The following is a 12,567-nucleotide window of genomic DNA, read 5'->3' as shown; positions in this document are numbered from 1 at the left end:
GCAGCCCGTAGGCGGCTTGGACAGCGGCGATCGCCTGCTCGTAGGTGTCCGTCTCGGTGTCGACAGTCAGCCCCACAACCGCCCCCTCCCGTGATGATGAGCTCCCCGCTCTGCCGGCCTGACCCGTCCCGCCCGGCCTTGCGGGGCCGGGCGCCGCACCACCCCGGGCACTTCCTGCCTCCGAAGTGGAGAGAGACCACGTCAAGCCAAGGGGATCACAGCCACTTCAAGATCTTGAAACGGCGGTGCCCCTGTGGAACAGTGCTGATCCGGGCTGTCCGAATGGAAGAGTTGGTGTTACGCCATGCTTTCCGAGGTTGGCTTCCATCTGGCCGGAAGCGGCAAAAGGTTGTTTTCCGACTACTTGCTCCGGGTGTTGAAACAGAGCAGCGTTGACACGTTGTTCTGTGTCCCCGGAAGTGCCATTGGCCCATTGCTGGATCGAACCCTCACCGACGTGGACCTGCGGCTCGTTGTAGCGCGGCACGAGTCGGGTGCAGTGGCCATGGCGGACGGCTACGCGCGCGCGACCGGCAGGCTGGGTGTCGCCATGGTGACCAGCGGGCCCGGAGCGTTGAACGCCCTACCCCACCTGGCGGTTGCCCAGGCAGACGGTTCACCGGTACTCCTGATCAGCGGCGCGGTGGCCCGAAGTCATCACGGGCGCGGAGGCTTCCAGGAGGGGGCCGAGGACGGGGTGGACGTGGTCGGTGCGTTGGGGCGGTGCGTCAAGTACAGCAGAGAGATCGGCAATTCCCACTCCGCCCCGCAACTGGTCGACAACGCTGTGCGTCACGCGTTGACCGCCCCTCGCGGAGCCGCGCACCTGAGCGTTCCCGTCGACCTGTTCACCGAGGATGTCGATTCCGGGGAGTTCGGTGGGAAACCGTTGTTGCCGTCCGAAACGATCCTCCTCGGCGGAGTCGTCGAGATCGTGCGGGCGCTGCTGGCCGCCGAACGCCCCATGCTGGTGCTGGGAAACGGGGCACGCGAAGCCCTCAGATCCGATCCGGGCCTGGGCAAGGCGCTCGCTGGGTTCGCTGAGCGGTTCGCCGTTCCGACCGCGACCACGATGAAGGGCAAAGGACTTTTTCCCGAGACTCATCCGCAGGCCCTGGGTGTGATGGGGGTCGGTGGTTCCCGCCGAGCACACGTCTACCTGACACGGAACCCTCCTGACGTGGTCGTAGTGGTCGGCAGTGGCCTCGGGGAATGGGCGAGCGCCAATTGGTCTCCCGCGCTGCGGGGAACACGGGCGCTGGTGCAGGTCGACGTAGACCCGGCGAAGATCGGCCGTGCCTATCCGGTGGACCATGCAGTGCATGCCGACGCGGGGGAGTTCCTGCGTGCCATGCTGGCGGAGGCGGACGAGTCAGCCGCCCACCGGCCCCACCAGGAGCCGTTGCGCCGTCGACGTGATGCGCTCGAGGACCTGCCGGATGTCGTCGCCGAGGCATCGGTCGCCGAACTCGGTGGTGTGCCGGTCACACCGCAGGCCCTGATGCACCACCTCCAGCGGTGGACGGCGGGTATCCCGGAGGCGCTGGTGTTCGTCGACATAGGGAACAGCACCGGGTGGTTCACGCAGCGGGTGGCGGTCGATCCGCCGTCGCAGGTGCACTGCCCGCTGGGGATGGCGAGCATGGGCTGGGCCAGCGCCGCTGTGATCGGCGCCAAGCTCGCCCGGCCGGAGGCGACCTGTGTCACGATCACCGGTGACGGCGGGTTCCTGATGAACGCCACGGAGATCGCCACCGCGGCCCGGCTGAGGGTCGGGGCGATCTGGGTGGTGCTCGACGACAACGCCTTCAACATGGTGCGACAAGGCATGGACCATTCGTTCCCCGACACGATGCGCACCACCGACGAGGACTTCGGGCTGGGCGGCCCGAACCTGGTCGGGCTGGCCGAGAGCCTAGGTGCGCGAGCCTGGCGCGTCGGCGTCCCCGACCAGATCCCGATCGCGCTTGACCAGGCGAGACGCGCCGCTGAGCAGGATCCGGGCCCGCAGGTGATCTGCGTGAGCATCGATCGCGACGAGCCGGGCCCCTTCCGGGACCGCAACGAATCAGTCGGTCTTTCCTTCCGAGCGCCTCGCTGACCACGAACTGAGCCATCGATACGCCCCGCCCATCCGCCCCAGTCTGCACTGAGTAAGGAGTACGTCCTTGACCAGCATCGGAGCCGGTATATCGGCGATCGCCCTGGAGTTTCCGACCCACGTTCGACGCAACGAATTCTGGGAGCGGAACCACCCCGAACTGGTGGCCAACAAGGACGACGGGACCTATCTCCGTGTGGTCGCCTCCAGTGACGGGACCGAGACGGACAACGCTTTTGACATCGAGCGCAGGCCGTACCTGTCCGATACGTTCCGCGGCGCACGGGAACGGCGGGTGATCGCGGCGGAAGAGACAGCCATCGATCTGGAGCAGAGGGCACTGCTGGGGCTCTGCCGCGCCCGGGGTATCGACCCCGGCGAACTGGACGCGGTCATGGTCAACTCGTGGCTGCCCGACACCCTCGGACCGCAGAACGCCGCCCACCTGACCGCGCGGCTTGGACTCCGCGTGCCCGCGTGGAACTTCGAGTCCGCGTGCAACTCCGTGCTGGTCGGCCTGCAGACCGCCGCGGCGCTGGTGCGGGCCGGCGACTATGAGCGGATCGCCCTCATCACGTCGATCACGTCGTCCAGAAACGTCGACCCGAGCAGCACCCTGTCATGGTTCCTGGGCGACGGGTGCGGCGCGCTGCTCATCGAGCGCTGTCCGACCGGTCGGGGGATCATCTCGTCGAAGGTGATCGGCACGCAGGAGACATGCGGCGTTGCGGAATTCCTGATGGAGGTCGACGAGGTGGAGGCCGACGACACCATTCGGACGCCGAGGATCAGGATGCGGATGGAGAACACCGCCGCGGGCAGGATCATGCGGGACAGCGCCGAGCAACAGCTCACGACCTGCGTGCGCGGCGCGCTCGACAAGGCCGGGTACACGATCGACGACGTCGACTTCCTCGTCGTCAACACGCCGGTCGCCTGGTTCGCCGCGTTCTGCGCCAGGGCATTGGGTGTCGATCCGGCGAAGACCGTCAGCACCTTCGGCACCTATGCGAACGTCGGCCCGGTCCTGACGACCGCCAACCTGTTCGAAGCGGCCAGCACGGGCAGGATCAAGGCGGGCGATGTCGTCGTCCTGTTCGGGATCGGCTCGGTGTCCACGGCCGGAGCGGCCGTCCTGGTGTGGGGTGAGGACGTCGCCCTCGGCCCCCACCCTGTATCAGGCTGAACTGGCCGTGTTCCTGGGGCTGAGAGTGGGTGATCGTCCCGTTGAACCGGGGGAGGACATCGTCCTTCCGCCGCCTGGCGAGATAGCCGAAGACACCTTGGTGCGGCGGGAAGTCGTTCGGGAGGCAGGCCCGTTGGCAGCCCGGGCTCCGGGCACCAGCGAAGGCGATCGTGTGGAACAGCAGCTGGTCCGCCCAGCTGCCGACGAGCGATCTGCCACCAGGGCAAAGTGCTCGGGTCGGTGATCAGGGGCCCGGCAAAGTCATGAAGTTAGGCCGTGACCTGCGGTGTCATAACTGCCTCATTACCAGCGACCGCAGCGCCGATCCCGCCACCCTGGCGGCCTGGGTCCGCGGCCACTGGGAGATAGAAAACCGGCTTCACTGGGTCCGCGACGTGACTTATCAGGAGGGTAAATCGCTGGTCAGGACAGGAAACGCGCCCCGTGTAATGGCCTCGCTGCGGAGCCTGGTCATCAGCCTGCTGCGCTTGGACGGCGAGGCCAACATCGCCGCCGCTAACCGCCACCACGCCCGCGACCCGCAGCGAACGCTAAAGCTGCTTCAAACTGCATGAGCGGCTTTGCCGTGTCCCTGGCGGCTGGCCTGCCGTTGTGAGAAGCCCGCTCAGGGCGCCTGCCGCGCCGGAGACCAGGCCGCCCTGCTCAGCCGCGGTCGTGGAGGGTCACCTGGTAGCCGTCGGGGTCCGCGAACGTGAAGGTGCGGCCGAACGGCCCATCGACGGGCGCTGAGACGATCGTCGTGCCGGCGGCGGCGAGGGCGTCGTGGATGTCCTGCGCGTCGGGGGCGTGCAGCCACAGCGCCATCCCCTGGCCCGGCTGCGTGATCGCGTCCAGGTCGACGTCCGCGACGACGTCGCGGACAGCGAACGCGATCGGCTTGGTGTCGAACACGACAGCGTGCGGCGGTCCTGCGTCAGAGCGCTTCAGTCCCAGGTACTGCTCGTAGAAAACGGCAGAGCGCTCCAGGTCGCGCACCTGCAGTGAAATGAAGTCGGGTCCGGTAACGGCCACGATTCTTACCTCCTCATGGTATGTCAGTCTTCTGACATGCCGGAATTTATGTCAGACTGCTGACATGAGTCAAGGCGAGCCCGGAATCGAGCTGGACACATCGCTGGGGTACATGCTGAAGGCGGCCGCGAGCGCTCTGCACTCCGCCCTGGAGGCCGTGCTGAGTCCGCTTGGCATGACGATCACCCACTACTCCTGCCTGGAGCTGCTCGCCCAGCGACCGGGTCTGTCGAACTCCGAGCTTGCCCGCGGCGCCTTCGTCACCCGGCAGTCGATGAATGTGCTCCTGCAGGCCCTCGAGCGCCAGGGACTCGTCATCCGCCCAGCGCGGGCGCCCGTGGGCAGGGCCCTGCCCACCGAGCTGACTGCCCGCGGGCGCCGCCAGCTAGAGATGGCCAGCGCCGCGGTTCGCCGCGTCGAGCAAGACATGCTGGCCAATCTGGATGCCAACGGACAAGATCAGATGCGGCGCCTGCTCACTACGTGCATCGCCTCATTGACCGAACCGCCCGCATCGGCGACGTAACTGCTCCGGAATTAACGACTTTGCCGTGTCCCTGGGCCGGTGATACAGGCCGTGAACGAGCACCACGGCGGCCAATTCGCCCGCCTCCTCAGCTCGGCGTCAGGCCAGTGATCGCAGCTCTGGACCGTGGCCGGCCATCACTCAACACCTTGATCCACTTCTGAGACGCGCCCTGGCGACCTTAGTCAGAAATTCCGACAATGAATCCTGTGGACCACCGGCTGCACCTTTATCACACCCTCGATGAGCTGGACCCGCCCCGGTGGGCGCCTCCTGTCTCTGACGCGACTCATTTGGTCCGCAAGGTGCATGAGTTGCGGCGTGTTCCCCTGGGCGAACTCGGTCCGGCGGATCTGCGCACCCTTATCTCCCAGCAGGTGGCGATGGAGTACGTCCTTCCGCTCGCAGTGCACTTGCTGCTTGAAAAGCCGCTGCTTGACGCCTGCTTCTACGAGGGCGACCTGCTGCTGGCCACTGTGAGAGTCCCCGCTTCGGCCTGGTTCCTGTTCCCGGATCTCGGCGCGCGGTTGCGCACTGTAATCACGGCTTTGTCGGAGACAGTAGTCGCCAGCCTGCCCGGCGGCGCCGCCGAGGAGCTCGCCCGCTTCGTAGCTCGGCCTGAGTTCCGGCGCTGACCGATGAAGCCGCGGGTGAGGCGCTTGCTTGGCAGTGTTGACCGGGCGTTGCCGTCAGGTTCGCACCCGCAGGAAGTTCGTGGCGACCTGCTTCCACTGGGCCCACCGTCCTCGGGCTCCTGCGTGAGACTGCCGATCCGCGGGCTCGGCCAGCAGCGTCTCCATGAGGGTTTGGTAGTGCGCCAGGCTCTCGGCCCGTCCGGGGGTGAGGAGGTGCTGGACGACGTTGATGGCGATCGCGGCCTCGGCGTCCATCCCGAGGACCGGTACGAAGCCTCCGACACGGACCCGCTGGTCCCACATCTCGTCGGATAGCAGTGTGCGCAGGATCTGGGGCTCGTGCGGGGCCCGTTAGATCAGCAGGACTCCCAGGAGCCCGCTGCCTTTGGTGCAGGCGCGGACCGCCGCTGATGGCTCGAATCCGGCGCGGCGCGCCCGGTGGTCGCGTGATGCAGGCGGGCGCCGTGACCCGTAAGCATGGTGGCGCTGGTGCACCAACGTGGCATCATTTCCTCTATATAGGCTGTATATGGGCTATGTAGAATAAGGGTATGGGGAAGTTGCGTATGACCCTGCAGACCCAACTGGTGCTGCGGGCTTTGCTGGAAGACCCCGCCAAACAGCGCTACGGCCTGGAGCTGTGCGAGCTGGCGGGGCTGCCGTCGGGCACGATCTATCCGATCCTGGCGCGCCTGGAACACGTCGGCTGGGTGGACAGTACCTGGGAAGATCCCGCCGTACACGAGGAAGCCGGCCGTCCGCGCCGCCGCTTCTACCGGATCACAAAAGACGGCGCTGAACAGGCGCGCAGTGCCCTCGCGCATGCCTACCGCGCCCGCAATCAGCCTCTTCCGGGATGGGCTGCCGCACGCCCGATAGCCGATGGGGGAGTGTCATGAAGACCCGGCGCCGGTGAGCGCCCCAGCAGCGCCAGCGGCATGACAAGACCTTGTCGTGGTGACCGCGGTGGCCGGTGTCACGTCCAGGCCACCGGCGGTGAGGATCTTGTACAGGGTGGCCGGTCCGCTGCCACCGGGGATGGCGCGCTTGCCTTTGCCTCACACATAGGTCGCGACCAGCGTCTCTCTGAAGGCCTCACGTTGCAGCGCGTCGGCGACGGCCCAGGTCACCTCTGCCCGGCTGATGGCAGCATCACCGCCGGCGCAGGGGAGAGCCAGCACCGAAGGCGGACCAGGACCGGATCCGCCACCTGGCCGTCGCCCTGCCGCCCGTCACTTCGACGCACAGGAAGCCGGCGCCAGCGACCAGGAGTTCGCCGCCGAAGCGCTCAGGGAGGTGTACTTCCAGGACGGCGGCGGCCGCCGCCGTCCTGGAAGCCTGGACGAGGTCTGCTTCACCGACATCGAGCACCTCGAGTTGGACCTGTAGCAACGCGCCCCGTACAGGCTGCGAGCCCGGACCAGCCGGAAGCCTCACTCCATCCCGTCCCGGGAAGACCGCCTCGGTGCGTGCGGGCATCAGCCATCGTCACAACGCGGTGGGCGAGGAGACCCGCCTCTGTCCCACCCTTCCCGGGCTTGGCCCTGCGCTCAATTGGCTGGGGAGGCTCAGATGTTGCTCAGACCGCTTGCTGGGGTCTCTGCCGCGATGGTCGGATCACCACGTGTTCGAGCGGCACCGGCTGCTCACCGCAAGGGGGACTCGTGGAACGTGACCGCCGAGGTCTGCCAGTGAGCGCTATGCACGTGAGAGTCAGGACGGCAGCCGCGTACGTCGTCGCCGGCATGGTCCATCTCATGACGGCCGCGCTGTTCATCGGCGGGGTGTTGCTGATTGTTTTCGGGTGGAGCATGGTTGTTCAGCCCATGATGGGCCTGGCGCTTGTGGGCCTGGCTCTTGCTCTGCGTCCGCGGATCGGGCGGCTGAATCCCGACCTGCCGACGCTGCGAGAGGCAGACGCCCCGGCATTGTTCGACTTGTTGGCCGGCATAGCCGACACGTGTGGAGTGCGGCCTCCCGAGACGGTCCAGCTCGCTGCGGAGTTCTCGGTCACCGTCACCCACTACGGGTTCTCCCGGAAGCGGTGCCTAGTTGTCGGTCTCCCGCTGTGGGCCGCCTACCCGCCCCAGCAGCGCGTTGCCGCCGTAGCCCATGCGCTGGCCTATGCGGCTCCTCGCAACGCCCGTTCCGGTGCGTTCGTCGCCATGGCCCTCGAGTCACTGGCTGCCGGGTCGGGGACCATGCGAACCAACGACACCGCGTACATCTCCTGGAATGCCAATCCTCTCGCCTTCGGTGCGGACCATGTGGCGACCGGAGCACGGAACTTCAACATCCGGGGCAAGTTCAGCGAGTGGGTGCTGGTAATCCCGAGGGCTGCCATGTCCGCGACAGCGCGTCTGCTGCTCTGGCTCACGCTCCCGGCCATTTGGTGCGCGCTGTTGGAGGCGGACGACGCTGCAGCCCGTACGGCGTCCAGCGAGGCCGCCGTCGCCGCGCTGAACGACCAGGACCTTGCTCGCCCGGTCTGTGTGGAAGCGCATCGCATGGTAATCGAGACGAAGACACTCGCCCCGAGGCGATCCGCCCGATCCCCCCAGCAGGACTTCTGGGAGAAACTCGCCCGTCAAGCGGCACGTCTGCGTGAACAACGGGGCGGTGATGCCACCCAAGATTCTCTCAATGCTTCGCGGGTGGCCAGGTTGAGCGCCGCGCCAAGGTGCCAGGAGGCGATCACTCTCGATGAGCCCGGCTTGACCCGTATCGCCGACGAGCTTCGCCGGCCCGAGAAGGCGGTGGTGGACAAGATCATGCGTGACGGCGTCGCTGAGCCACCGCAGCCCACTTCATTGCGGTGATGACTCGGTCCGAGATGGAGGGCTCGGCATGCTGGTCGGGCGGGTCGGCTGACGGTTGATCAGCAGGTGCCTGCCGAGCGAGCACGAGGCCGGCGCTCGGCTCGGTCTGTAGATGCAGAGTCCGCGGTTCCGGGAGCCATCGGATCGTCGTCGTGCCGCCGGCTGGTCAGGAGGCTCCAAGGTCGGTGATCCGTCTCTTTGCACGGCGCATGCTCTGGTCCCAACCCCGCTGGAACGCCACTGTCTCCTCCTCCCCCGGAAGGTGCAGCAGCCATCTGCGCAGGTCGTGAGCGGCGTCCCAAAGGTCTGGGCCCGGTCCGTGTCGGCGGCCGCGAGCTCCGGCAGGGACAGGAAGTCATACGTCCGGGAGAGCTGGTCGGCGCTCTGCTCGACGTCGCGTTGGGACGACGTTGAAGCGCCGACGTCCTCGTTGATGTCGCCGGGGGTGATCACTGTGTTCCCTCCTGCCTCTGGGCCGCCTCGGCCTCGGTGTGGGCCAGTGCCCGGTACAGCGTCGAGCGGCCCACTCCGAGATCGCGGGCGATGGCCGCGACGGACTGGGGCTCGGTACGGCGCAGGTGGGACTGCGCGACGGCCAGGACATCATCGTCGACGTCGCGGGGGCGCCCGCCGAACCGGCCCTTGGCAGTGACGGTCTCCAACCCGTCCAGGGTTCTCGCTGACGGAGTCGGCCGCGAGGACGGTGCCGTCCATGATGCGGGTGTCGGTGCGGGCGGTGGCTGAGCCGGTGGTGTCCTGTTCGTCGCTTTGGGTGTAGCCGCCGGGCAGGGTCTGGGTGGCCAGGCCACCGTCGGCGTCGTAGCGGGCGGTGAAGGTGCCGGCGACCGAGTCGGTGACCGACTCGCGGGTGCCGGTGTCGTTGTAGATGCCGGCGGTGGACAGCAGTTGGGCCCGCTCGGCCGAGGCGAGGTTGCTGATGCCCAGCCCGGTCAGTCCCAACCACACCGTCCAGACACGGGTCCTGCATGCCTACCTGCGCTGGAGCAGCAAGAACGCCCGTCACTCCGACGTCCTCGCGGCCCAACGACGCGAACGCGCCCGCATCCGCAGCGAAAGAGGCATCCGCTGGGGCGGCAGACCCCTGTCCACCGCGGCCTGACCACTAAACCCGGTGAACCTTCCCGCTCACAGGACCAAGCTGCGGGCCGGAACGTGACGGAGCCCGGGAGCATGTCCAGCTCCCGGGCTCCAGCTTGCCACCCATTTGCGCACACCGACGGCGTTTAAGAACCGCGGGTCATGTTGAGATCGACGTGTTCTGCCTTTGAACTACAGCGCCACGAGAGAGGCGCCGAGGGGACTTGAACCCCTATCCGTCGATGTTCGCCCACGCTCGGTCGATCCGGTGTTCGGCGGCGAATACTGAGACTGGAGCGAGAATCTGAGTTTCATGGGGCCGCCTCTGCCAGGCTTGGGCCACCCCCGCACGTGGTGCGGGGAGAGGGATTCGAACCCCCAACTGACACCCCTTCATCAGCTTCAACATCAGTTTCAGCTTGCGCTCATCGCGCACCCTCCGCTCGCGACGGAGGGCGTGTGTGGAGGCTACCGGAACAGGTAGCCGAATACCGCGTCGCCGACCCGCTGGTCGGTGACCTCGGTGTTGTTCGCCTCCTCGCGGGCGAACTTGACGGACTGCTGGAGCTTCTCAACGCGGTCGAGGAGCTCGTTGACCCGCCGGGCGGGCAGCGCGCCGGAGAACTTCACCGTGGTCCAGTAACCGACCGGGACGTCCTCGTAGTACACCTCGACCTGCGCCGGGTGCTTCTCCGTGGCCTCGGCCTTCACGTGGTTGCGCGGAACCTTCTTTGTGCGGATGGTCCGCACCGGGTCCGTCTTCCACGAGTCCGTCGAGGGGTCCAGGTTCCAAGACTCGGAGGCGTCGAGCACTGGCAACTTGCGCACGAAGGTGTGCAGGTCGGTGAGTTGCTTCTCCAGGAACAACAGGTAGGGGACGGGCACCTGGGGCAACAGCACCGTACCGTCGACCACCACGTCCGCGACCGCAGACCGGTTCGCCCAGTCCTTCGTCGCGGTCACGTCGAAGAGCCGCGTCAGCGTCCCGGCGGTCGCCCGCAGAGCATCCTCGGCCTTGATCTGCACCCGCGTGGACTCGGGCGGCAACTGCTCGCCCTCCTCGTCCTTGGGCTGGTAGGTCCGGGAGATGCCGGCCAGCAGGGCGGGCTTCTGCACGTCCTGGTGAGCCTGGGTGAGCTCCTGGAGGGCCTTGGACTTGACGCCCTTTTCGACTGCGATGATCTGATTCAGCTTCGCCACACGGCGAACCTAGCAACCCCGCGCCGCACGCACATCCGATTAAACGCCTGCTCCGTCTTCTTCGCCTGAGGGGGAGGGGCGGCGAGTGTGAGCCATGACCGGGGCGCGAAGGTCACCAACCGTAAGGAGGCCGCCCGGCCGGCGGCCCGTGCGGTGCATAGCAAGGCGGAGGACCACGGCTCCTGCAGCCGGCGGAGGCACTCGGCACCGTCCCGCAGCAACTCTGCTTGAGGAGCTGGCAGGAAAAACATTCTGTGAAAGAATATCGGTATTCGGAATGGGATGGTGAGTTGATGTTGTTGTTTGAGCAAATCAAAATCAGCATAGTTGAATTTTTGACGGGTGTTGCTGAGGCTGTCCCGGGGCTTCATGCTTCAACCGTCGATGGCCCGTATGTATACACTAGGGATATTGGATTAAATTTGACGACTCAAGTGATCGGTGGAAGGGTTGAAAGTGCCTGGCACCCCACTCAGATAGAGCGTTGGCGTAGATCGGACGGATCGGGGCGTATTCTGCGAAGAAATTACCCTCCCGGGTTTGTCTCAGCTGGTGCACCCCGGCCGTGGGAAGCAGGCGCGGAACACGATGTGCAGATCGTTGATCGACGGGTTCATGCTGGAGAGTTCAGCACGCTCCAGGACGTTTGGGAAGGCGTCATGCCGTTATCTGACGATCCCGAAATCCTTTCTCGGCAGCTGATTTCCGTGACTGATGGAAGCGCGCAGAGGCAGCTCATGGCCGTGAAAGATATCTATTATGATCTGGGGATTGTGGGGGCGTCGCTCCGTACCGCTATTTTGCGTGTGCTGGCAGGGGTGGATGGCCTAATCCTTATGGGAAGGACATCAGATGGATCCGGACGTGCGGTTTTCGGCATTTCTGCGCCAGTAGATAGCCAGGGGGCTCAGTTTACTTTGCTTCCGGATCTGGTGACAGGGGAATTGAATGGGCATCAAGAAGTCCTGGTGAAGCGTTCCGGGAGACTCGATCTGGAGTCCCCCGGGCTTCTCTCCTACGGCGAGCGGCAGACGTGGGGAAGGACTAGGGATACTGGATCGCGTCCTTGAGTAATGGCAGCCCCGTCCTGGTCGTCGTTCCGCTCCCACAACTACCCGGACCGCTGCATCCGGTCCTTCGCCTACACGCTGCGCATCGACCCGATCTTCACCGCGACCGGCAGAGCCGACGCCCACCGCGTCGCCCGCCCCGGTGTCGTGGTCGGCGTCGACCTCGGGATCAAAGCCGGGCCTCCCGTGCCGTGTCCCGCCGCCAGGGCCCCGACCGCAGGACCTGACAGAAAGCGTCGAAGCGCTGGGGAAAGGCCAACGCCGCCTGCAACAAGGTCCACCATCGGGTCGCGAACCTCCGTGCCGACGCCCTGCACAAGCTGACCACCGCCGTGACGGCCGAGTACGGCACGGTCGTGGTCGAAGACCTCAACGTCGCCGGAATGCTCCGCAACCGGCGCCTGGCCCGAAGGATCGCCGACGCCGGATTCGGGGAGATCCGCCGCCAGCTCACGTGCAAGACCCGCCGCAACGGCTGCCGCATCGTGGCCGCCGACCGCTGGTACCCCTCCTCGAAGACCTGTTCCGGATGCGGCGCGGTGATAGCCGAACTGCCGCTGCACGTCCGGACCTACGCATGCGATGCCTGTCACCTGGTCATCGACCGGGACGGCAACGCCGTCAACCTCGCCGCACTCTCGGCAGCCATAACGACTGGTACCGGAGTGGCCGGAGACCAGGACACCGCCAAGGTGTCGAAGCCTCGTGGAGCCGGCCACAAGACCCGCGCCACCCGACCCCGCCGCAAGACGGGGACGGGGCGGGCAGGTGGCGCAACCCTGCCGCACCAGCGGCAGACAGAAGCGGGAGACCGTACTCAAGCCGAAGCCCTCACGCTCTGGTGACGAGAGGGACCATCCGGGCCGAAATGCCCGGATTGCTGAGGGGTGTTGAGGCTCC

At 66.4% G+C, this 12,567-nt stretch carries 14 protein-coding genes and 3 pseudogenes; 12 read left to right on the top strand and 5 right to left on the bottom strand.

The window, feature by feature from the left end:
• Positions 1-304 precede the first annotated feature (304 nt).
• The 3 genes from OHT57_RS01480 to OHT57_RS01470 all read left to right on the top strand — a co-directional run bounded on the left by OHT57_RS01480 (position 305) and on the right by OHT57_RS01470 (position 3,862).
• Positions 305-2,101: a thiamine pyrophosphate-binding protein gene (locus OHT57_RS01480; RefSeq protein WP_328743974.1), complete on the top strand. Its 1,797-nt coding sequence runs from the start codon at positions 305-307 to the stop codon at positions 2,099-2,101.
• A 67-nt stretch (positions 2,102-2,168) separates the two neighbouring features.
• The gene (locus OHT57_RS01475) at positions 2,169-3,287 is read left to right on the top strand and encodes a 3-oxoacyl-ACP synthase III family protein (protein WP_328743973.1); all 1,119 of its coding nucleotides are present in this window, start codon (positions 2,169-2,171) and stop codon (positions 3,285-3,287) included.
• A 170-nt stretch (positions 3,288-3,457) separates the two neighbouring features.
• Positions 3,458-3,862, top strand: coding sequence for a transposase (locus OHT57_RS01470; RefSeq protein WP_328743971.1), 405 nt, complete (start codon positions 3,458-3,460; stop codon positions 3,860-3,862).
• Between the two features lie 88 nt (positions 3,863-3,950).
• Here the strand turns inward: OHT57_RS01470 and OHT57_RS01465 are convergent, their stop codons facing one another.
• Positions 3,951-4,319 carry a VOC family protein gene (locus OHT57_RS01465; RefSeq protein ID WP_328743970.1) on the bottom strand — a complete coding sequence of 123 codons (369 nt, stop codon included), beginning with the start codon at positions 4,317-4,319 and terminating at the stop codon, positions 3,951-3,953.
• A 64-nt stretch (positions 4,320-4,383) separates the two neighbouring features.
• Between OHT57_RS01465 and OHT57_RS01460 the strand changes: the two genes are divergently transcribed.
• Positions 4,384-4,845: a MarR family winged helix-turn-helix transcriptional regulator gene (locus OHT57_RS01460; RefSeq protein WP_328743969.1), complete on the top strand. Its 462-nt coding sequence runs from the start codon at positions 4,384-4,386 to the stop codon at positions 4,843-4,845.
• 200 nt (positions 4,846-5,045) lie between these two features.
• Positions 5,046-5,480, top strand: a complete 435-nt coding sequence (locus OHT57_RS01455) for a contact-dependent growth inhibition system immunity protein (RefSeq protein WP_328743967.1) — start codon at positions 5,046-5,048, stop codon at positions 5,478-5,480.
• A gap of 54 nt (positions 5,481-5,534) precedes the next feature.
• On the opposite strand, the gene OHT57_RS01450 is transcribed toward OHT57_RS01455, so the two are convergent.
• Positions 5,535-5,783 (bottom strand): hypothetical protein, encoded by a 249-nt coding sequence (locus OHT57_RS01450; RefSeq protein ID WP_328743966.1) that lies wholly within the window; start codon positions 5,781-5,783, stop codon positions 5,535-5,537.
• Positions 5,784-6,046: 263 nt separating this feature from the next.
• Here OHT57_RS01450 and OHT57_RS01445 point away from each other — a divergent pair, with 263 nt between their 5' ends.
• From OHT57_RS01445 to OHT57_RS01435, 3 genes and pseudogenes are all read left to right on the top strand, one after another.
• Entirely contained in the window at positions 6,047-6,379 is a 333-nt protein-coding gene (locus OHT57_RS01445) for a PadR family transcriptional regulator (protein WP_328743965.1), read from the top strand.
• Between the two features lie 257 nt (positions 6,380-6,636).
• Positions 6,637-6,869, top strand: a pseudogene (locus tag OHT57_RS01440) (telomere-protecting terminal protein Tpg); the annotation flags it as partial.
• A 368-nt stretch (positions 6,870-7,237) separates the two neighbouring features.
• Positions 7,238-8,299, top strand: coding sequence for a hypothetical protein (locus OHT57_RS01435; protein ID WP_328743964.1), 1,062 nt, complete (start codon positions 7,238-7,240; stop codon positions 8,297-8,299).
• A 449-nt stretch (positions 8,300-8,748) separates the two neighbouring features.
• Here the strand turns inward: OHT57_RS01435 and OHT57_RS01430 are convergent, their stop codons facing one another.
• Both OHT57_RS01430 and OHT57_RS01425 read right to left on the bottom strand, forming a co-directional pair.
• Positions 8,749-8,961, bottom strand: a complete 213-nt coding sequence (locus OHT57_RS01430) for a helix-turn-helix domain-containing protein (RefSeq protein ID WP_328743963.1) — start codon at positions 8,959-8,961, stop codon at positions 8,749-8,751.
• Entirely contained in the window at positions 8,903-9,259 is a 357-nt protein-coding gene (locus OHT57_RS01425) for a hypothetical protein (RefSeq protein WP_328743961.1), read from the bottom strand. The genes OHT57_RS01430 and OHT57_RS01425 overlap by 59 nt, the downstream gene beginning before the upstream one ends.
• Here OHT57_RS01425 and OHT57_RS01420 point away from each other — a divergent pair.
• Positions 9,201-9,419: pseudogene (locus OHT57_RS01420) on the top strand (IS630 family transposase); the annotation flags it as partial. The gene OHT57_RS01425 and the pseudogene OHT57_RS01420 overlap by 59 nt on opposite strands.
• A gap of 446 nt (positions 9,420-9,865) precedes the next feature.
• On the opposite strand, the gene OHT57_RS01415 reads toward OHT57_RS01420, so the two are convergent.
• Positions 9,866-10,597: a DUF7873 family protein gene (locus OHT57_RS01415; protein WP_201050557.1), complete on the bottom strand. Its 732-nt coding sequence runs from the start codon at positions 10,595-10,597 to the stop codon at positions 9,866-9,868.
• A 254-nt stretch (positions 10,598-10,851) separates the two neighbouring features.
• On the opposite strand from OHT57_RS01415, the gene OHT57_RS01410 reads away from it, so the two are divergent.
• The 3 genes and pseudogenes from OHT57_RS01410 to OHT57_RS01400 all read left to right on the top strand — a co-directional run.
• Positions 10,852-11,667, top strand: coding sequence for a hypothetical protein (locus OHT57_RS01410; protein ID WP_328743959.1), 816 nt, complete (start codon positions 10,852-10,854; stop codon positions 11,665-11,667).
• A 3-nt stretch (positions 11,668-11,670) separates the two neighbouring features.
• Positions 11,671-11,991 (top strand): AbfB domain-containing protein, encoded by a 321-nt coding sequence (locus OHT57_RS01405; RefSeq protein ID WP_328743958.1) that lies wholly within the window; start codon positions 11,671-11,673, stop codon positions 11,989-11,991.
• A pseudogene (locus OHT57_RS01400) lies at positions 11,907-12,512 on the top strand (RNA-guided endonuclease InsQ/TnpB family protein); the annotation flags it as partial. The gene OHT57_RS01405 and the pseudogene OHT57_RS01400, both read left to right, overlap by 85 nt.
• Between the last annotated feature and the right edge of the window lie 55 nt (positions 12,513-12,567).

It is taken from the genome of Streptomyces sp. NBC_00285 (genome assembly GCF_036174265.1).
In the GTDB taxonomy this organism is placed as follows: Bacteria; Actinomycetota; Actinomycetes; order Streptomycetales; family Streptomycetaceae; genus Streptomyces.
This window is presented reverse-complemented; position numbering and strand designations above follow the sequence as displayed.